The 19,286-nt window shown below is 38.6% G+C and carries 19 protein-coding genes; 2 read left to right on the top strand and 17 right to left on the bottom strand.

The window, feature by feature from the left end:
* Positions 1 to 244: 244 nt before the first annotated feature.
* The 3 genes from ACVYAD_RS00895 to ACVYAD_RS00885 all read right to left on the bottom strand — a co-directional run bounded on the left by ACVYAD_RS00895 (position 245) and on the right by ACVYAD_RS00885 (position 3,465).
* The gene (locus ACVYAD_RS00895) at positions 245 to 1,657 is read right to left on the bottom strand and encodes an amino acid permease (RefSeq protein WP_349659099.1); all 1,413 of its coding nucleotides are present in this window, start codon (positions 1,655 to 1,657) and stop codon (positions 245 to 247) included.
* Positions 1,658 to 1,814: 157 nt separating this feature from the next.
* Positions 1,815 to 2,576 carry a dimethylarginine dimethylaminohydrolase family protein gene (locus ACVYAD_RS00890; RefSeq protein ID WP_476423998.1) on the bottom strand — a complete coding sequence of 254 codons (762 nt, stop codon included), beginning with the start codon at positions 2,574 to 2,576 and terminating at the stop codon, positions 1,815 to 1,817.
* Between the two features lies 1 nt (position 2,577).
* Positions 2,578 to 3,465: a dimethylarginine dimethylaminohydrolase family protein gene (locus ACVYAD_RS00885; RefSeq protein ID WP_476423996.1), complete on the bottom strand. Its 888-nt coding sequence runs from the start codon at positions 3,463 to 3,465 to the stop codon at positions 2,578 to 2,580.
* A 213-nt stretch (positions 3,466 to 3,678) separates the two neighbouring features.
* Between ACVYAD_RS00885 and ACVYAD_RS00880 the strand changes: the two genes are divergently transcribed.
* Positions 3,679 to 4,419 carry an IclR family transcriptional regulator gene (locus ACVYAD_RS00880; RefSeq protein ID WP_349658868.1) on the top strand — a complete coding sequence of 247 codons (741 nt, stop codon included), beginning with the start codon at positions 3,679 to 3,681 and terminating at the stop codon, positions 4,417 to 4,419.
* Positions 4,420 to 4,703: 284 nt separating this feature from the next.
* A complete protein-coding gene (gene rpmB / locus ACVYAD_RS00875; protein WP_079560418.1) occupies positions 4,704 to 4,892 on the top strand; it encodes a 50S ribosomal protein L28 in 189 nt (62 codons plus the stop codon).
* 421 nt (positions 4,893 to 5,313) lie between these two features.
* On the opposite strand, the gene spoVM is transcribed toward rpmB, so the two are convergent.
* The 14 genes from spoVM to gmk all read right to left on the bottom strand — a co-directional run bounded on the left by spoVM (position 5,314) and on the right by gmk (position 19,277).
* Complete coding sequence (gene spoVM / locus ACVYAD_RS00870; protein WP_139376952.1) at positions 5,314 to 5,415, bottom strand: stage V sporulation protein SpoVM; 102 nt, start codon at positions 5,413 to 5,415, stop codon at positions 5,314 to 5,316.
* Positions 5,416 to 5,433: 18 nt separating this feature from the next.
* Complete coding sequence (locus tag ACVYAD_RS00865; RefSeq protein ID WP_476423994.1) at positions 5,434 to 6,087, bottom strand: thiamine diphosphokinase; 654 nt, start codon at positions 6,085 to 6,087, stop codon at positions 5,434 to 5,436.
* Positions 6,084 to 6,752, bottom strand: a complete 669-nt coding sequence (gene rpe / locus ACVYAD_RS00860; protein ID WP_476424243.1) for a ribulose-phosphate 3-epimerase — start codon at positions 6,750 to 6,752, stop codon at positions 6,084 to 6,086. Before rpe ends, ACVYAD_RS00865 begins: the two co-directional genes overlap by 4 nt.
* A gap of 2 nt (positions 6,753 to 6,754) precedes the next feature.
* A complete protein-coding gene (gene rsgA / locus ACVYAD_RS00855) occupies positions 6,755 to 7,639 on the bottom strand; it encodes a ribosome small subunit-dependent GTPase A (RefSeq protein WP_349658870.1) in 885 nt (294 codons plus the stop codon).
* Between the two features lie 11 nt (positions 7,640 to 7,650).
* Complete coding sequence (gene pknB, locus ACVYAD_RS00850; protein WP_476423992.1) at positions 7,651 to 9,636, bottom strand: Stk1 family PASTA domain-containing Ser/Thr kinase; 1,986 nt, start codon at positions 9,634 to 9,636, stop codon at positions 7,651 to 7,653.
* A 2-nt stretch (positions 9,637 to 9,638) separates the two neighbouring features.
* On the bottom strand, positions 9,639 to 10,388 hold the full coding sequence (locus ACVYAD_RS00845) for a Stp1/IreP family PP2C-type Ser/Thr phosphatase (RefSeq protein WP_386827017.1): 750 nt from the start codon (positions 10,386 to 10,388) through the stop codon (positions 9,639 to 9,641).
* A gap of 6 nt (positions 10,389 to 10,394) precedes the next feature.
* Positions 10,395 to 11,537 carry a dual-specificity RNA methyltransferase RlmN gene (gene rlmN, locus ACVYAD_RS00840; RefSeq protein ID WP_476423990.1) on the bottom strand — a complete coding sequence of 381 codons (1,143 nt, stop codon included), beginning with the start codon at positions 11,535 to 11,537 and terminating at the stop codon, positions 10,395 to 10,397.
* Entirely contained in the window at positions 11,537 to 12,898 is a 1,362-nt protein-coding gene (rsmB, locus tag ACVYAD_RS00835) for a 16S rRNA (cytosine(967)-C(5))-methyltransferase RsmB (protein WP_476423988.1), read from the bottom strand. The genes rlmN and rsmB overlap by 1 nt, the downstream gene beginning before the upstream one ends.
* Positions 12,895 to 13,836: a methionyl-tRNA formyltransferase gene (gene fmt / locus ACVYAD_RS00830; RefSeq protein WP_476423986.1), complete on the bottom strand. Its 942-nt coding sequence runs from the start codon at positions 13,834 to 13,836 to the stop codon at positions 12,895 to 12,897. The genes rsmB and fmt overlap by 4 nt, the downstream gene beginning before the upstream one ends.
* Position 13,837: 1 nt before the next feature.
* Positions 13,838 to 14,332: a peptide deformylase gene (gene def, locus ACVYAD_RS00825; protein ID WP_349658875.1), complete on the bottom strand. Its 495-nt coding sequence runs from the start codon at positions 14,330 to 14,332 to the stop codon at positions 13,838 to 13,840.
* Positions 14,333 to 14,881: 549 nt separating this feature from the next.
* Entirely contained in the window at positions 14,882 to 17,296 is a 2,415-nt protein-coding gene (priA, locus tag ACVYAD_RS00820) for a primosomal protein N' (protein WP_476423984.1), read from the bottom strand.
* A complete protein-coding gene (gene coaBC / locus ACVYAD_RS00815; protein ID WP_476423982.1) occupies positions 17,293 to 18,303 on the bottom strand; it encodes a bifunctional phosphopantothenoylcysteine decarboxylase/phosphopantothenate--cysteine ligase CoaBC in 1,011 nt (336 codons plus the stop codon). The genes priA and coaBC overlap by 4 nt, the downstream gene beginning before the upstream one ends.
* A 124-nt stretch (positions 18,304 to 18,427) precedes the next feature.
* Positions 18,428 to 18,655 (bottom strand): DNA-directed RNA polymerase subunit omega, encoded by a 228-nt coding sequence (gene rpoZ / locus ACVYAD_RS00810; RefSeq protein WP_053483349.1) that lies wholly within the window; start codon positions 18,653 to 18,655, stop codon positions 18,428 to 18,430.
* Between the two features lie 4 nt (positions 18,656 to 18,659).
* Complete coding sequence (gmk, locus tag ACVYAD_RS00805) at positions 18,660 to 19,277, bottom strand: guanylate kinase (RefSeq protein ID WP_349658878.1); 618 nt, start codon at positions 19,275 to 19,277, stop codon at positions 18,660 to 18,662.
* Between the last annotated feature and the right edge of the window lie 9 nt (positions 19,278 to 19,286).

Raw genomic sequence — 19,286 nt, 5'->3', positions numbered from 1 at the left:
TCGTTTCAATGTAAATCAAACGATTCCTCATATTGGTGTTCACCAAAAGTTGTGGATGACATTTGTTAAGACATAGCAGGATCATCGTACGCCCTAGGAAGGTTTGCTCTGTGCGAAAGAAGCGACAGCAACAACAAATGTTTTAACTGTGCGAAAGCGTAGCGACAGCAACAAATGTTTTAACTGTGCGAAAGCGTAGCGACAGCAACAAAACGCTCAGGCGGAAACGGACATCAGCCACACATCATGGTGACGAGCTAATCTCAGAAGAAACTGTATTTGATTTACTCAATTTCAATTTATAGAAAATCATGCAAGCAATAAAGAACCCAACTCCATATAATAAACCAGCTCTTTGTGTTGGGTCGAATGCTAAAAAGACAAGAATTAGCATACAAAAAATAATACAGAACACCGGGATCAATGGATAAAATGGCGTTTTAAATTTTAAATTAGCCACATCCCCTCCTGCTTTCACATAACGATACCGGAACATCAATTGAGATGCGCAAATTCCCATCCATGAAATTGTTACAGAAATTCCTGCAATAGACATGAGTAAAACAAATACTGCATCTGCTTCCATCACACTCGTTAATAAAGAAAGCAGCGAGAAAAGCATCGTAAAAACGAGTGCATTAAATGGCACTTTATTTTTCGTTAGTCGTCCAAATAGTTTAGGCGCCATTCCCTCTTTTGACATCGACCATAATAAACGTGTGGACGCATAAAGACACGAGTTACCTACTGATAATATCGCCGTTAAAATAACAAAGTTCATGATGCCAGCTGCATATGGAACACCAGCTAAATTCATCAATGTGACAAATGGACTTTCCAATAGTCCAAGCTCCGTTGAAGGGAATATCGCAGATAAAACAATAATAGAAGCAATATAGAAAACAATAATCCTAAAAAGAATTGTCTTTATTGCCCGAGGAATATTTTTTTCCGGACTTTCAGTTTCTCCTGCAGCAATACCAACAAGTTCAGAACCTTGATAAGAAAAGATAACATTCATCATTGTGACAAATATGATTGAAATACCTGCCGGAAATAAACCAGATGGTGCTAAATTCGTAAATTGTGGTGTCGGACGATCAGCTAACGGAATCATTCCAAAGATTGCTGCAACTCCTATAACGATAAATGCAATCACCGCAATAACTTTAATACTTGCAAACCAAAATTCCGCTTCCGCAAAGCCTCTTGTTGTTAATGCATTTAGAGTAAATAACAGGACCATAAATACGGCACACCAAATCCAAATAGGAACATGCGGGAACCAATGCTGCATCAAAATTCCTGCTGCTGTAAATTCCACCCCCGCTGTGGCAGCTGATCCGACAAAATACATCCATCCTAAAGAAAATCCTGCTGAAGGACTAATAAAACGTGTTGCATAGGTTTGGAAAGAACCAGTTACAGGCATATACACCGCTAATTCTCCAAGACAATTCATAACCATGTACAATATTAAGCCACCAAATAAATAACCAATTAATGCCCCTCCAGGACCTGCCTGATTAATTGTAAAGCCAACATTTAAAAATAGCCCCGTTCCAATAACTCCTCCGAGCGATAGCATTAATAAATGACGACTCTTCATTGAACGGTTTAATTGATGATCTTGCCGTTGTTCCCCTTTACTCAACATCCATCCCCACTCTCTAGTTGCAATCAATATATTGAATATTCCGATATCAATTCTACTAAAGTACCCAATCAATTTATCCACATTTGACTTCTTTCAGCGGGTGTCATGGAATTATGCCGAGACATAGTTGATATTGATTGGGTATTTTTTTATTGACCTAAAAACGTAATGATAAACAACTTAGCCCACCATCATGTTTTCTAAATTCCGACATTTCAAGCTCAATTGTTTGGTAGCCTAAATCGTTTAATTTACGATTTGTTTCTGGATAGCCTGCTGGAATAATGACATAATCATTTACTTGAATACAGTTTGCTGAATACTCATCTTCTTTTGGAATAATAATTTTTTCATAGGATTCGAATGCAGGATGATCGATAAACTCCCCCGCTACTACCATACGATTTTCTCCAACATACGCGATGCCCGTCTTTAAATGGAAAAATTCTGTTAGCGGAACAATCGTTGCCTCATAGCCTTCTTTTTCTACGATTTCTTTAAATTGTCGAGCCCCTTCTTCATTTGTACGATCTGAGATGCCGACATAAAAATTTTTTTCTGCCTGCAATACATCTCCGCCATCAAGTGTTCCAGTGCCATCGATATAATATAATTTTTCATAGAACTTTTTAACTGCTGGTACGATCTCCTCAATCTCACGATTACGAGCTTCGGCCCCTGGATTTGAGATAATGGCAAATTCAGATGTTAAAACAGCCGTATCCTCTACGAATGTTGAATCTGGAAAGGCTTCATTCGCTTGAAGCTGTGAAACCTCCACGCCACATCTTTTTAAGGCTTCAACATATTTTTCATGCTGCTCAAATAATTTTTCTAAAATCGGTTTTCCTAAGTCGCTAGTCGTTAAACCATTTACATAACTATTTCCTGGGTCTTTTACAATAACATTTTTAAACATTTTACTTCATCTCCTTTTTTTCTCTTACTACTGGGCAGGTTAAACATGTTGGTCCACCTGTTCCTTTTATCGAAATTTCATTTCCTTTATATTCATAAACTGTTACACCTGCATGAAGTAATTGTTGCTTGGTCATTGGATTTCCAATTGGAACAATACATACTCTAGGCGCAAGTGCTAGAACGTTACAACCTAGCGCATCATACTCATCTTTCGGCACCTCAACTAATTGAATACCTCGGTCGATTAGAAGCTGACGGAAGAAAACTGGCATTAATCGTGAATGTACAACCGCTAAATCCTTATCTACCATACTAATGAAAGACATTAAGTGTAAACATTCTGCTTCACCTAAATCATGCGGTAGCTGTACAACAATGAATTCATCGACCACATCCTTCGTCATGTCTTTTAGCTGACGAATAGCTTCATCATTCGTTCGATACCCTCGACCTACAACAAGTGTACGATCATCAAGCCAAACAATATCGCCACCATCTGATACCGCCTCTCCAGTCAATTCTCCGATAACCGGAATACCCTTTTCCTGTAAAAACTCTTTATAAACAGCTGCTTCTGGCTGTCTTGATTTTTTACCGGATTTTAAGATAATAGCACCATTTGGTGTGAATTTTACTGGATCATGCGCATACAGCGAATCGAGCCCTACTTCATCTGATTCTGGTAAAAAATCAATTTTTTCAACATACTTTTCTAGAATGCTCATAAATTGTGCATATTCTTTAAGAGCCTCATTATAGCTAGGTTCCGATAAGTAGTTAAATGTTTTCCATTCATCGCTAAGATGTTCTTGGTTTCGAAAAGCATCTTTTGGATGTTTTACTATTACGTGTCTCAAAGGTGCATACATTGATGAACAATAATGCATTCCTTTCACCCCTTTTCCGCGTAGTGGAAAACGTTTCCGTTAAGAGGAAAGTTTATATGAAAAATATATGTGCTTTAAGATATAATGTCAATATATTTAGAAAAATTTATATATTCATTCTCTTTAAGGATAACAAAACAAATATCCACGATTATGTATCTAGACGTAGACAATGAATAAAAATAAAATAAATGAAAGAGAGGTGGGTTATAAATGCAATTATTAGAACGAGCTATGACAATCGCTAAAGTTTTGGCTTCTGAAGCAAATGAAAACAGTTTGTCCATTTCAGAGCTTTCGGCAAGATGCAATTTACCACTTAGTACACTACATAGAATTTTAAAAGCGATGATTAAAGAGGGAATGATTGAACAAGACGATCAAACTAAACAATATCGTCTCGGTACAATATGGATGGAACTTGGCCTACAAGTGTATGATACGATGGACTACATTAGTAAAATTAGGCCAGAACTAGAGTGTTTAGCAAGAGAAGTCGAGGAAAGCGTCTATTTAAGTAAGCCCGCTGGTTTAGATACAATTATCATTGAAAGAATTGACAGTACAACTAACCCGATTCGAATTTACGATCAGTTAGGCATTCGTATTCCGATGAATATCGGGGCTGCAAATAAAGCAATTTTAGCCACAATGCCTATTTCTCAAGCAAGGGAAATTATTGAACAGCTTATTCCTCATGAAGAAATCTCTGAATTAGAGTCACAGCTCGATCAAATTAGGCTACAAGGGTTTGCCATTAGTCATGGGGAAAGAACGGCTGGAACATCCTCGATCGCAGTATCCATTGTAAATGGTTTCAATGAAATAGTCGGTGCAATAAGTATAGGTTTTGTTAGCTTTAACGCTTCAGCAGAACATACTAATACTCTTACAGAGCGTTTAGTGAAAACTGGTAAACGTGTTTCCATGAAGCTTGGCTACCGAGGAAAATAAAACGTTATGGAAGTGAGTTTTCTTTATCCCCTACTGATTATGAGCCTTCTCCAATCGGGCGGAATAAAATTGAAAACTTCCAATTATTTCTCCTAATAATTGTTTCATCTAGGAATTATCACCCATTATTTAACAAGTGTTTTTAGTCTGTAAAGGTTTTTTTCTTGAAAGGTTATATGAAAACTATTGCACTGAACGTCATCGTATGTTAAATTATTATGGTATGTGAAATACCGAACTGAAATAATAATCTTTCAGCATTGACAGTAAGGAGGGAATACAACATGCCAAAACAATGTGTAATCACTGGGCGTAAAGCTCGTACTGGTAACAACCGTTCCCACGCTATGAACGCTAGCAAACGTTCTTGGGGTGCTAACCTTCAAAAAGTTCGTATCTTAGTAGACGGTAAACCAAAACGTGTATGGGTTTCTGCTCGTGCATTAAAATCAGGTAAAATCGAGCGCGTTTAATCGCCGCTTCCAAAAAATCGATTTCGCATTTGGCGCAAATCGATTTTTTTCTTTCTCAATAACTAGGCAAGCTATCAACCGCCTTTATGAGTATTTATTTACATGAATAAGTCGTATTTAATCATCCTACTAGTGGATTTACTATAAATACAATAAAATGACTAAACCGCAAGCAATGACAAAGAAACGTAATTGCTAGCGGCTTTCTTTACATATAGCTGTCCAACTCAACAAAGCGCTTATAAATCTATAGGAATGGCAGTTGCGATATAATATAAAGTATAGTTCTTCTGCAAAGGGAGGGGGCGAAAGCGAAGCGGCAGCGACAAAGCGAGTAGCCTGGAACGGAAATTACCCACCACAATATTCACAAAGAATTCCTTGACCATTTTTTCAACACCACAAAAAAATCCGACTAGTGTTAGTCGGATTTTTTTACTTTCTTATCTTTTTTGAAAATGTTGATACACGTACGCGTAATACTGCTTACAAATTTCGGCAGCTGGAATGTATATACTTTCAGGACTCTCTCCCCCTTACGCTAATCTATGCTTCTTATCATTAAACATATGCCTTGTGAGAAAGATATAGACCCTGAATTGCCTATTATTTCATTACTTGTAAAGCGGGATGTACCAAGAGAGATTTCTTCATTTGTTGTTTCATATTTTACTTGCCTTAATGTAACATCTTTAATCGGCTCTTCATGTGCAAAGAAAGATAAATAACGATATTGCTTATCTGCTTCTATGATGTGCTTGCCTGGCATTAAAAATTGCAACATATTTGCATGATTAATAATCTTCAATACTACGTGTGGATACTCTTTTTGTAAACGATAAATCGAACGAACTGCCGCCTCATAATGATCTAAACGTCCACCCGTAACACCTGTAAGAACAATTTCTAGAGGTGTATAGGTCAAGGCTTTTAATAGCGCTAAGTCCGTATCTGTTTCATCTTTTTCTTCTTGGAATCGTTGTCTATCATTTGTAAGTGCCATCACCAGTTCGTATTCCTCTTTTGATAAAGAGTCAAAATCTCCTACTATGGCATGTGGTGTGATGCCTTGCTCGATTAAATATAGCGCTCCTCGATCAGCTCCGATAAATAATACATCACTTTGCTCTTTAAACGGACTAAATGAACAGAGTTCCTCTTTTGGTCCACCTGCACAAACAACGACTTTGGTCATCCTTGAATCGCTGCCTCACCAGCAGCTAAAATTTCTTGAAGTGCCGCTGTACGATCTTCTTTACTATAAATTGCTGAACCAGCTACAAAAATAGTTGCTCCTGCTTTTGCACAAGGAACAATAGTCTCTGCATTAATTCCACCATCGATCTCTATAGCAATATCAAGATTACGTTCTTTAATAATAGCTGCTAATGCTTCAATTTTTGGCACTACAGAATGAATGAATTTTTGCCCGCCAAACCCTGGATTCACAGTCATGAACAACACCATATCAATATCCTCTAATATGTGTTGAATGGATTCTATTGATGTATGTGGATTTAATACAACACCCGGTTTGACTCCAAATGAACGAATTAATTGGATTGTACGGTGTAAATGGCGACAAGCTTCTACATGCACCGTAATATAGTCTGCCCCTGCTTTGGCGAATTGTTCAATATACTGATCAGGATTTTCGATCATTAAATGTACATCTAATGGTAAATCCGTTAAAGGGCGAATGGCGTCTAATACGATAGAGCCAAATGAAATATTTGGCACAAAATGACCATCCATAACATCGATATGAATAAGCTGTGCACCTGCTTTTTCTACTTCCTTAACTTCTTCTCCTAATTTTGCAAAGTTGGCTGCTAAAATTGATGGTGCTATTTGTATCATCATTAATACCTCGGCTTTCGATCCATAATTTCTTGTAAAAATTGTTCGTAATGTTTATAGCGGTAGTCACGAATTTCCCCCGTCTCCACCGCTGCTTTTACTGCACATTTCGGCTCCTTCAAGTGTAAACAGCCTCTAAATTTACAATCATCTGCCATACGGGCCATTTCGGGGAAACATGCGCCTAATTCTTCTTTTTCGATTTCATCAAAATCAAATGAACTAAATCCTGGAGTATCTGCTAATAAACCGTCACATACTTCGATTAGTTCGACATGGCGAGTTGTATGTTTACCACGCCCTAAGCTTTGTGAAATAATGCCTGTTTTTAAATTTAAATCTGGAATCAATGTATTTAGTAGTGTAGATTTTCCAACTCCAGATTGCCCTGCTAATACGGAGGTTTTCTCCTTTAAAATAGGTTGTAGACGTTCAACTAATTCTTCCTCACCCTTATAGGTTTGTAGCACGGTATAACCCATACGCTCATAATCTGCTATATAGCCTTGCAATTCCTCACGTTCATGATCTTCTAGCAGATCCATCTTTGTTAAACAAATAATCGGATGAACATAAAATGACTCTAAAACAACTAAGAAACGATCGAGTAAAATTGTATTAAAATTAGGTTCTTTTACAGAAAACACAAGAATGCCTTGATCAATATTGGCTATAGGGGGACGTACTAATTCATTTTGGCGTTCCATAATTTTTTGAATAGTGCCGTCCGAGCCTTTTGTTTCCAGAGTATATTCTACAATGTCGCCAACGAGTGGGGATTCCCCTCGATTGCGAAATACCCCACGTCCTCGACATTGTATTAGTTCTTCTCCATCATATACATAGTAATAACCGCTTAATGCTTTACGAATTTGGCCTTGCGCCATCCAATTCCCCCTTATTTGACATCATCGTAGTTGAATGTTTCTTCAGCAATAATTTCTGAATCACGAATAATTTTATAGGCTGCATCCTGACCATCTGCAATAACAAGCTGTATTCGGTGCTCTTGATCAGCCGTAATAGTAAATGTTTCAACTGTTGTTAACATTTTATTGTTTTTGTCTTGAATATCAATTCGAATAGTTTGCTCTAAACCTTCCTCATTTGGTTTATATTCAATTTTCACAGTTTTCACCAAAGTTTTATCTGGCCTTGCTGCAGGTCCTTTACTTAAAATAACAGCGATTGCAGTGCCCGCTTCAACCTGAGTTCCTGCTCTTGTCAATTGTGATTTAACACTTCCAGCTGGTATTGTATCATCATTTTCTTCACGAACAACACGCCATGTCAAGCCTTCTCTTCTTACATACTCATCCATTTGAGCTTTAGTGTACTTCACAACATCATCTACGGTGATCATTTTTACACCTGCGCTTACCGTAAATTTCATTATTGTATTCTTAGCGACTACCTCTTCTTGTGGTGCTGGCTCTTGTTCAATAATTTGTCCTTCAGGATCTTTTGAATTTACATAGCTAACTTCAGAATCTAAAAATTTATCCTTTAGCATTGATTGAACTTGGCTGATTTGCTGGCCTCTATAATCTTCCACTTTCGTCATTTCTACCCCAAGACTCACGATTAAGTCTACTTCTGTGCCTTTTACACGCTCCGTACCCTCTGTAGGGTCAGTTTCTATAACCTTATCCTTTTCGACGTCCTCGTCATAACGCTCCTGTGGCGACTGACCCACCGTAAAGCCGTCAGCCTCTAATTTCTTAGTAGCCTCTTCAACTGTCATATTAGCCACACTAGGTACAGGTACCTTTTTTGGATTAAATAGATCTGTTCCAAAGAAAACGAATAGGAAAATGGCGATCGCTGCTATTACTAACCCAGCAACAACTATTGGCCATTTTTTCTTTTTCTTTTTCTTTACAGGTACTGTCTTTTCAATAGGCTTCTTCGCTTCGGGTTTCGGCGTTGATTGTGTAATTGGTTCGATTACTCTTGTCTTCGTTAAATCTTCGTCTTTATGTGCAGTTGGTTCTTTTATAATCGGAATAGCCTTCGTCACATCATTATCTACCGGTATGACAAACTTCGGTTCATTCATACGATTCGGCGATAAAACTGTTTCTAAATCTGCTTGCATTTCATCTACAGTTGAATAACGATGAGAAGCATCTTTTGCTGTAGCTTTTAGCACAACATTTTCCACACTTTGTGGAATTGTAGCATCGAAGGCACGAACTGATGGCGTCTCCGATTGTAAATGTTTAAGTGCGATAGAAATAGCTGACTCACCTGAAAATGGCAATTCCCCAGTTAATAATTCATATAAAACAATGCCAAGTGCATAAATATCAGATTTGTTTGTTGCTGTACCACCACGAGCCTGCTCAGGCGATAAATAATGCACCGTTCCAAGCACGGAGTTCGTTTGTGTAAATGATGTAGCACTCAGCGTCATCGCTATACCAAAATCAGTTATTTTCACATTACCTTCTGCATCCATTAAAATATTTTGAGGTTTAATGTCACGGTGGATAATATGATTTTCATGAGCATTGGCAATTGCTGACGTTAACTGCTTCATAATATGCACACATCTGGCAGGAGAAATTGGTGCAAATTCCTGTATGTACTGCTTTAATGTTTTCCCTTGGACATATTCCATCACAATATAATGTAGGTCACCATCATCACCGACATCATAAACACTAACGATATTCGGATGTGTAAGGCTTGTAGCAGAAAGTGCTTCACGTTGGAAACGGCGATACAATTCATCCTCATTGGTAAAATCATAACGCAATATTTTGATCGCTACATCACGGTTTAAAATCATGTCATGCGCTAAATAAACATTGGACATACCACCGCCACCTATAAGCCCTATAATTTTATAGCGGTCACTAATTCGTTTACCTACAAGCATACTTACACCTCCTCATCTTGCCTTGTGAGCAGCACGAGGGAGATGTTGTCTTCTCCCCCGCTTGCATTTGCTAATTCTACAAGTTTTCGTCCTTTTTCTTCTACTGAATCTGGATACGTAATAATTGATGCCATTTCATACACTGTAAGTTTATTGCTTAAACCGTCAGAGCAAATGAGTAAATACGATTCTGATGCTAAATCAACTTCATAAAAGTCTGGCTCAATCGTTTCTTCTGTACCAACTGCCTTTAAAATGAAATTTTTCTTCGGATGCGTCAACGCTTCCTCTTCACTAATTTCACCATTTTCAACCAGAACATTTACATAAGAGTGATCTCTTGTTATTTGTTGTGCACCATCCTCAAAGAAATAATACACACGACTATCACCAACATGTGCGATAAAGCAATGATTTTTTTCAATTAACACTGCAATAAACGTCGTGCCCATTCCTTTACAGTCTTCATGTGATAAAGAATAGTCATATATACTTTTATTCAATTGCTTGACTGCTTGTAATAACCACTCTTTTTTTGATGTTGTTGACGCAAAATGATGTGCCTCTGCCTGTAAAAAAACGGTTTCCATCTGTTTCATCGCCATATCACTCGCTACATCGCCAGCATTATGACCACCCATGCCGTCAGCTACAAGTGCTAGTGCAAACCCGTCTTGGCGATTAAAAAATCCCGCACGGTCTTCATTAATTGCCCGTTTTAACCCAATATCACTTTCGACTGTGTATTCCAACACTGGTCACCTCGTCTCTTCAGATCTCTCTTGCGCACGTAATTGACCACACGCTGCTGCAATATCAGCACCTTGCTCTCGGCGGATCGTTACGTTAATACCATTCTTCTTTAATGTTTTTTCAAAGGCAAAAATTTGACTTCGAGATGTACGAACATAATCACGTTCTGGTACATAGTTTACAGGAATTAAGTTCACGTGGCATTTAATTCCTTTTATTAAAGCAGATAATTCTTCTGCAATTTCAACTGAATCATTTTCACCAGACATTAAACCATACTCAAAAGTAACACGTCTGCCCGTTTTTTTAGTATAGTATTGAACGGCTTCCATTAATTCATCTAACTTATAAGCACGTGCAATTGGCATAAGTTTTTGACGATCCTCTTGGTTTGGTGCGTGTAAGGAAACTGCAAAGTTGATTTGTAGCTGTTCATCAGCAAATTGATAAATTTTAGGAACTATTCCTGATGTTGATACAGTGATGTGACGAGCACCAATGTTTAACCCTTTTTCATGATTGATGACTTTTAAGAAGTTCATCATCGCATCATAATTATCGAAAGGTTCTCCAATACCCATAATGACGATATGTGATACACGTTCGCCCACTTCATCTAAAGTCTGCTGTACTTTTACAACTTGCTCCACGATTTCCCCTGCTAATAAGTGTCGCTTTAAACCACCTAAAGTTGAGGCACAAAACGTACAGCCAATTCGGCAGCCTACTTGTGTCGTCACACAAACAGAGTTGCCATATTCATGACGCATTAATACAGTTTCAATAGAATAGCCGTCTTGTAATTGGAATAAAAACTTGATCGTACCATCTTTAGATTCCTGTTTAATAATTGTTGATAATGTCGTTAATGAAAAACTTGCTTCAAGCTTTTCACGTAATCCCTTTGAAAGGTTAGACATTTCTTCAAATGTTTTTACTCGTTTATTATAAAGCCAATCAAAAATTTGCGCCGCACGGAACGGCTTTTCACCATTTTCCTTTAACCATTCTTCTAGTTGTTTCGGCTGTAATGAGTATACCGATTCCTTTAAATTTGGTTTTTCTTTTTTTGCGCGTCGAACAGGCTTGTCTTCCGCTTCGTCAACTAAGTCGTTTATACGCTCATTAAATTTCTCTTGATCCACCATTAGTTGGATTCTCCTTTTTTACGAAAGGCGGCAACGAAGAAACCGTCACTGCCGAAGTCTTGTGGAAAGACTTGAAGCATGCCATTTGCTTGCTTTTCCGCTAATTTTGTTGGTAAAGATTCTAGTTGTATAGCTTCCATTTCTGGATGCGTTGATAAAAAGGCATCTACAGTACCTTCATTCTCTCTTTTATCTACTGTACATGTACTGTACACAAGCTTGCCATCTATTTTCAATACTTTTGTTGCAGCATCTAATAGCGCTAATTGTATTTTTTGAAGGTTTTCTAAATCTTCTTCACGTTTTGTATATTTAATATCTGGCTTGCGGCGCATAACACCTAAACCACTACAAGGGGCATCGACTAAAATAGCGTCGTATGATTCTAGTTGTAGAAAATCCGGTGCCTTACGTCCGTCAATAGGAGCAGTCTCTACTATATCAATCCCTAGACGATCCGTATTATGGTCGATTAAATCTAATTTATGAGGGTGAAGGTCGGTCGCTAAAATCGACCCTTCATTCTTCATAATCTCAGCTATATGTGTAGTTTTTCCACCTGGTGCTGCACACATATCTAAAACGCGCATGCCAGGAGATGGATTTAACACATTTGCTGGAATCATGGAGCTTTCATCCTGAATAGTAATAAGCCCTTCTTGGAAAGCCTTTGTTCTAGCTGGCTGACCATTTGTTACATGTAAGCATTCAGGCATTAGATCGCTTTTTTTCGCTGTTAAACCTTCTGCTTCTATACTGGCAATCGCTTGATCGACGCTTGCTTTCGTCGTATTTACACGTACAGTTTGTACTGGAGGTATATTATTTTCATGTAACATTTGAGCCGCTACTTCAATACCATAGTTATCGACAAAGCGTTGTACTAACCACTCCGGATGACTCGTTTCAATAGCAAGGCGCTCAATCGGATCTTTAATGTCATCAGTAGAAGCTACACCTTGACGTAAAATAGATCGTAAAATACCATTGACCATTGAAGCTATCCCTTGGTGACCTCGACGCTTAGCAATTTCTACAGCCTCATTCACCGCAGCATGAGGTGGTATACGTGTTAAATAATGCATTTGATATAAAGATAAACGTAAAAGCCAGCGCACCCAATGATCTACTGAACCACGAATAAATGGCTCTAAATAGTAATCAAGTGTCATTTTATATTGGAGAGTGCCATACGTAATTTCTGTTAAAAGAGCACGATCCTTCGCTTCAATTTTATGTCGCTTAATCGTTTCATTTAAAAGCAAATTACTATAGGCTTGATTTTTATCTACTGCTAACAGAATAGAAAGTGCGGCGTCACGCACATTTCCATCCCAAATTACTACACTTTTTTTACTCATTTAAATTGGTCCCCAATCTGTAATTTAGAACCTGTACCACGTAAATAATCCTCTGCTGTCATGCGTTTTTTACCAGCTGGTTGTACATCATACAGGGCAAGTGTTGTACCATTTCCTGAAGCAACTTCAAAATGATCCTTTGAAATCGCAACGACTGTCCCAGGAACAGTTTCATGCTTAGAGTTACCAACCTGTGCCCACCAAATTTTAAAGTTGCCATCTTCAAATGTTGTATAGGCAACTGGCCACGGATGAAGACCACGCACTTGATTGTATAAAGTAGTAGCATCCTTTGTCCAATCGATACGTTCTTGTTCACGTGAAATATTGCTTGCAAAGGTTACTTGTGCTTCATCCTGAACGGAACGATTATTTGTTCCATTTATAATAGAAGGAAGTGTCTCTTTTAATAAATCGCTGCCCACAGCACTCAGCTTATCAAATAGTCTACCCGTATAATCATCCTTTTCAATTAGGATAGCCTTTTGGGAAATGATATCACCAGCATCTAGCTTTTGCGCCATATACATAATCGTTACACCTGTTTCTTTTTCACCATCAATAACCGCTTGGTGAATAGGTGCTCCACCACGATACTTCGGTAAAAGTGACGCATGGACATTAATACATCCAAGCGGTGGTGCATCTAGCAATTCTTTTGGCAAAATTTGTCCAAAAGCAGCTGTTACGACTAGGTCAGGCTGTAAATCAATAATTTGCTGTAATTCTTCAGAACCACGTAGTTTTTCAGGCTGAATAACAGGTAAACCTAACTCCATCGCTGCTACCTTAACAGGTTGTGGTGTTAGCACACGCTTACGCCCAACTGGACGATCTGGTTGTGTAACTACAGCTTTAATATCATAACCTTCATGATGTAGCATACGCAAAATTGGCACGGAGAAATCCGGTGTTCCCATAAAAATTATTGAAGTCATATTATTCCTCCTCTTCAGCGTACATTGCTTCAAGCTCTTCTTCAGTTAAAATGCGTTTGATTTTCGAATCAAATAGCACGCCATCTAAATGGTCGATTTCATGTAAAATTGCTCGTGCATCAAAACCTCCCGCTTCTAGCTCATATACACGCCCTTCACGGTCACATGCTTCAATCTTCACATAATCAGGACGTTCAACCTCACCGTATAATCCTGGGAAGCTTAAGCATCCTTCAATATCTACTTCAGCTCCATCCGTATTAATAACAGTTGGATTAATCATTTCTAAAACATCTCGTTCTTCGCCAAGCTCGACAATTGCAACACGTAATCCTACATTTATTTGAGGCGCTGCAATACCAACGCCATCGTATTCAACCATTGTGTCATATAAATCATCTAGTAATGTAATAATTTCTTCATTGATTTCTGTTACTTCCGCGCATGGTGTTGATAATACCTTTGCTGGATGTTCTACAACTTTTTTAATTGCCATGTTATGTTCCTCTTTTCTATATTTAAGGTCAAGTCTGTTTATTAGACATTTTTATCCATTTTAGTTATTTTGAAGGATTTGATTTCCGCTACGGGCTACTCGCTTTCCTGTGGGAGTCGAGCACCCCTCCGCTTCAATCAGTAAAAAATGGGGATATATTAGCAAGATAGCAACAAAAAAATTCTTCTATCAGCTAACAACAAACCTATATTTACCAATCAATATACCTAATTTAAAGTTATACATTATTTAATTGGACTCCATATCACTAGCTACGACTCTTTAAGCATTTAATAAGCTCAGCATCATAACTCGTAGCTGATTTTCGTTCTGGCTGGGCGCTTTCCAGCAAATGTTTTATATGTGCCAAAGCGAAGCAACAACAGCACCCAAGTTGGTCACGAAGGGGTTTCCACAGGATGTCATGCTTTTAGCCTTCGTTCACTGACTGCTGATCCCTGAGGAGTCGCCCAGCCCACACTACAATCAACCTGTCCGCATGACATACGTTTCAACAAAATGTCATGTCCGATCTGGTGATGAATCATTTTATATAGTTGACGGATCTAAATCTACCGTCATTAAAATACCCTGTTTAATCCATTCCGCGCGATACATAGCAAGAAGCCGCTGTAATACTGGAATGAGATTTGGTTCAATTTTATATTTTATCAAACATTGATAGCGATATCTATTTTGGAGACGGCTGATACTAGCAGTTGTTGGACCTATAATGGCAACTCGTTCTGATAAATTTCCCTTTAGCCAATCTGCCGCACGTCCAGCATACTCTGCAGCCATCATGACATCTTCATGAGATATTTGAACAAGTGCTACATAATAATACGGTGGATAGCTAGAGCGACGGCGTAAAAACATTTCACGTTCGTAAAATGGTTCGTAATCTTGAATTTTTGCCAACTCAATTGCATAATGCTCTGGTGTATACGATTGAATAATAACCTCACCATGCTTATCATGACGTCCCGCTCTACCACTAACCTGCGTTAATAGCTGGAATGTACGCTCCGCTGCACGGTAATCGGGTAGATGCAGAGATGTATCAGCACTAAGTACACCAACAAGCGTAATATTAGGAAAATCAAGACCTTTAGCAATCATTTGCGTACCTAGCAAAATATCTGCCTGTCCTTCCCCAAATGCCTGCAAAATTTCTTCATGAGCACCTTTTTGCTTCGTTGTATCAACATCCATTCGGAGAACCCTCGCCTCAGGAAACAGCTTATAAATTTCTTCCTCGACTTTTTGCGTTCCCGTACCAAAATAACGGATATGCTCACTCTGGCATTGTGGACATATTTGAGGAACACGCTCGTCATAACCGCAATAATGACATTTTAATTTCTCTGTTGTCCGATGATATGTTAACGAGATGTCACAGTTTGGGCATTGTACAACCGTTCCACAATCACGACAAAGCACAAAGGAAGAATAGCCACGACGATTTAAAAACATGACCATCTGTTCATTTTTCTCTAGTCTTACACGTATTGCATCAACAAGCTGCTCGGAAAACATGGAACGATTTCCTTTTTGAAGCTCCTCTCGCATATCCGCAATAAAAACTGTCGGTAATGCTTGATGCAAAGCACGTTGTTTTAATGATAGCAAACCATACACGCCCTTCTTTGCTCTCGCAAATGATTCCAGCGCAGGCGTTGCACTGCCTAATATAACAGGACATTTGTAAAATTCACTTCGCCATATTGCCACGTCTCTAGCGTGATAACGTGGTGAATCTTCTTGCTTGTATGTTGATTCATGCTCTTCATCTAAAATAATAAGACCTAAATTTGTAAAAGGTGCGAAAATTGCCGAACGAGCTCCAACAACAACGCTTACCTTACCTTGTTGAATTTTACGCCATTCATCATACTTTTCACCGACAGATAAGCCACTATGCATGACAGCAACCATCTCACCAAAACGACTACGAAAACGCTCTGTCATTTGTGGTGTTAATGATATTTCAGGTACTAGCATAATGGCTTCCTTACCTTCATCTAACACCTTTTGAATTGCTTGCAAATAGATCTCCGTTTTACCACTCCCAGTAACGCCGTGTAGTAAAAAAGTTTTTGCTGTCTGTTCTTCCATCGATCCAGTAATAGCCTTTAATGCTATGTGCTGCTCTTCCGTCAATTGTAAAGATTGAGTACGAGAAACCTCCTTCGTAAAGGGATCTCGATACACCTCTTCTTGTATAAAGTGAGCAGCTCCTTTTTCGATAACTGACTGTAATACCGTGGAAGATGCACCTGTCTCCTCATAGATTTTCTGCGGCAAAAGAACCTCCCCAAGATGTTTGCCCATCCATTCAATCAGTTGGCGCTGTTTGGCTGCTCTCGCTGCATCTTCCATAGCCTTGTCGATATCTTGCTGATGATCTGTAATTTTGACCATACGTATTTCTTTTACATTCCCTTGTTGCTTCACAACATTTTCAATTTTGACGATTTTATCAGTTATAAGCTGCTTTAATAAAGGAAGTAATTCAGCACGTTCGAATTCTTTGAAATTAACCTGTTGTCGCTTGCCAAAAATAGCATTAACCTCATCTGGTAAAACATCTTTCTCCGTTTGTAGTGTGATGATTTTTTCATACTTCGCTCGAAGCGCTGACGGAAGCATAACCTGTAAGGCATCAATTTCATAGCAAATCGTTTCGTTTTTCAGCCATTTAGCCATTAACAGCATTTCTTCGGTTAATACAGGCTCAATATCTAAAATTTGTGCAATAGACTTTATTTTGTTAGATGGTACATCTGTTTCATTTTTTAATCCGACGACAAAGCCGAGAACATTTCTTGGCCCAAACGGTACTTTTACACGACAGCCCATTTCTATAACATGTGCCCATTCTGTAGGAACTTCATAGTCAAACGGACGATCTACATGGTAAGTCGAAACATCCACTATAACCTCTGCAATCAAAAAACTCATTGCATCTCACCCTGTAATATATATGTCCAAAATGCCTGGGCAAATTGCTTGGCATCTGTCGCATCCCACATTTGACCATTTACTTCTGCCGTGTCACTAAAATCAATCCACTTGTCTGACATAATTGTTACTATTGGTTCACCAATAACCTTTTGTCCAAAAGTTATTGCGGTCATTCCTTCTATGGATAATATCGGTGCCTCTTCAGTTGTAGGCGTATTTGCTGCATGGATAAAAAATGCGGATGGATATTGTTTTTTATAATCCTCAAGCTGTTCAACAAGCTCATACACGCTTGTTGCTTTCTCATCTAGCAGGATTACATTTGCTCCAAGTGTTTGTGCCTCTTTAGCTATCGCCTGTCCAATTCTACTATTCGACTGCGTGCTAATGACATGACGCTCATCTAATGGTACATAAAACGCTCCAGCTGTGACCACTACTGTTTTACTAGCTAATGGCTTTGCCTTCTCTGAAAAAAATTCTTGAACGATTGCTGTTATTTTTTCAGGTTCTTCTAAACGGCCTTTACCAACATAACCACATGCCAAAAATCCTTCTGAAGGCTCAATAAATTGATAACCATCAGATTGTAACTGAGCCAAATTTCGCTTTACGGCTGGATGGTCATACATATGTACATTCATCGCTGGTGCAAGCCATACAGGAGCAGTTGCTGCTAGCAAGGTCGTCGTTACCATATCGTCCGCAATTCCATTCGCCAACTTCCCAATAACATTTGCGGTAGCTGGTGCAACTAAAATTAAATCTGCCCAATCTGCCAAATCAATATGGGCAATAACACTCGAATCCTTTTCATCAAAAGTATCGAAAAAAACATCATTTTTTGACATAACTTGAAAGCTCAATGGATTCACGAATTGTCTTGCTGATGCTGTCATGATGACCTTTACATTTGCCCCAGCCTGAGATAGCTTGCTAACTAGAGCGACAGCCTTATAAACCGCTATACCACCTGAAACACAAAGTAAAATATTTTTATTCATGCACAATCGTCCTTTCAAATGATAAGCTCCCAAAGGAAAATTCCTCGGGAGCTCTCGGCATTCTGTATAATCAAAAATCCACTGCAGACGTTAACATTTTCGCAAAAGCTTATTTACATCAATGTTAGATTTCGTCTTCGTACACAGTTGACTCATCCTGTGATACCTTCGTAAGTACACCTGCCGCTACTTCTTCAAGTGCTTTTCCTACGTACTTATGAGAAACATACTTGTGTAAACGCTCAGTGTCTTGTTCCTCTTGCATTTGACGAGCACGTTTAGATGCTAAACTTACTAACGAGTATTTTGAATCGATTTCTTTTTTTAATGTATCTACTGATGGGTATAACATAGATTTATTCTCCTCTCAACATTGACAAATATCTTTTTTCTACACGTTCTCTACGACAATGCTCGGCTTTAATAATCGCATTTATACGATCACAAGCATTTGTCACTTCATCATTTTCAACTACGTAATCATAAAGGCTCATCATTTCAAGCTCTTCACTTGCAGTTGCTATACGTTTTGCAATAACCTCTGCTGTTTCCGTCCCTCGACCAACTAAACGGTCCTTTAATTCCGTTAAGCTTGGTGGGGCTAAGAAAATAAATAATGCATCTGGAGCCTTTTGGCGGATTTGTGCAGCACCTTGCACTTCGATTTCTAAAAACACATCACGCCCTGCATCCAGTGTTTCATTTACGTAGGCTAACGGTGTTCCGTAATAATTCCCTACAAATTCAGCATGCTCCAACAAGCCACCCTGTTCAATCAACGTTTCAAATTCTTCACGCGTCTTGAAAAAATAGTCTACACCATCTACTTCACCTTCGCGAGGATTTCGTGTTGTCATCGAGATGGAATACTCATAATTCGTATTCGGCTGAGAAAATAATTCTTTTCGCACTGTCCCTTTACCTACACCAGATGGGCCAGACAGAACAATTAATAATCCACGTTCTTTTATCATTTATTCTCT

Source organism: Lysinibacillus sp. G1-3, from assembly GCF_056322905.1.
Note: the sequence above shows the minus strand (reverse complement) of the source record. Positions and strands in the feature narration are given on the sequence as shown.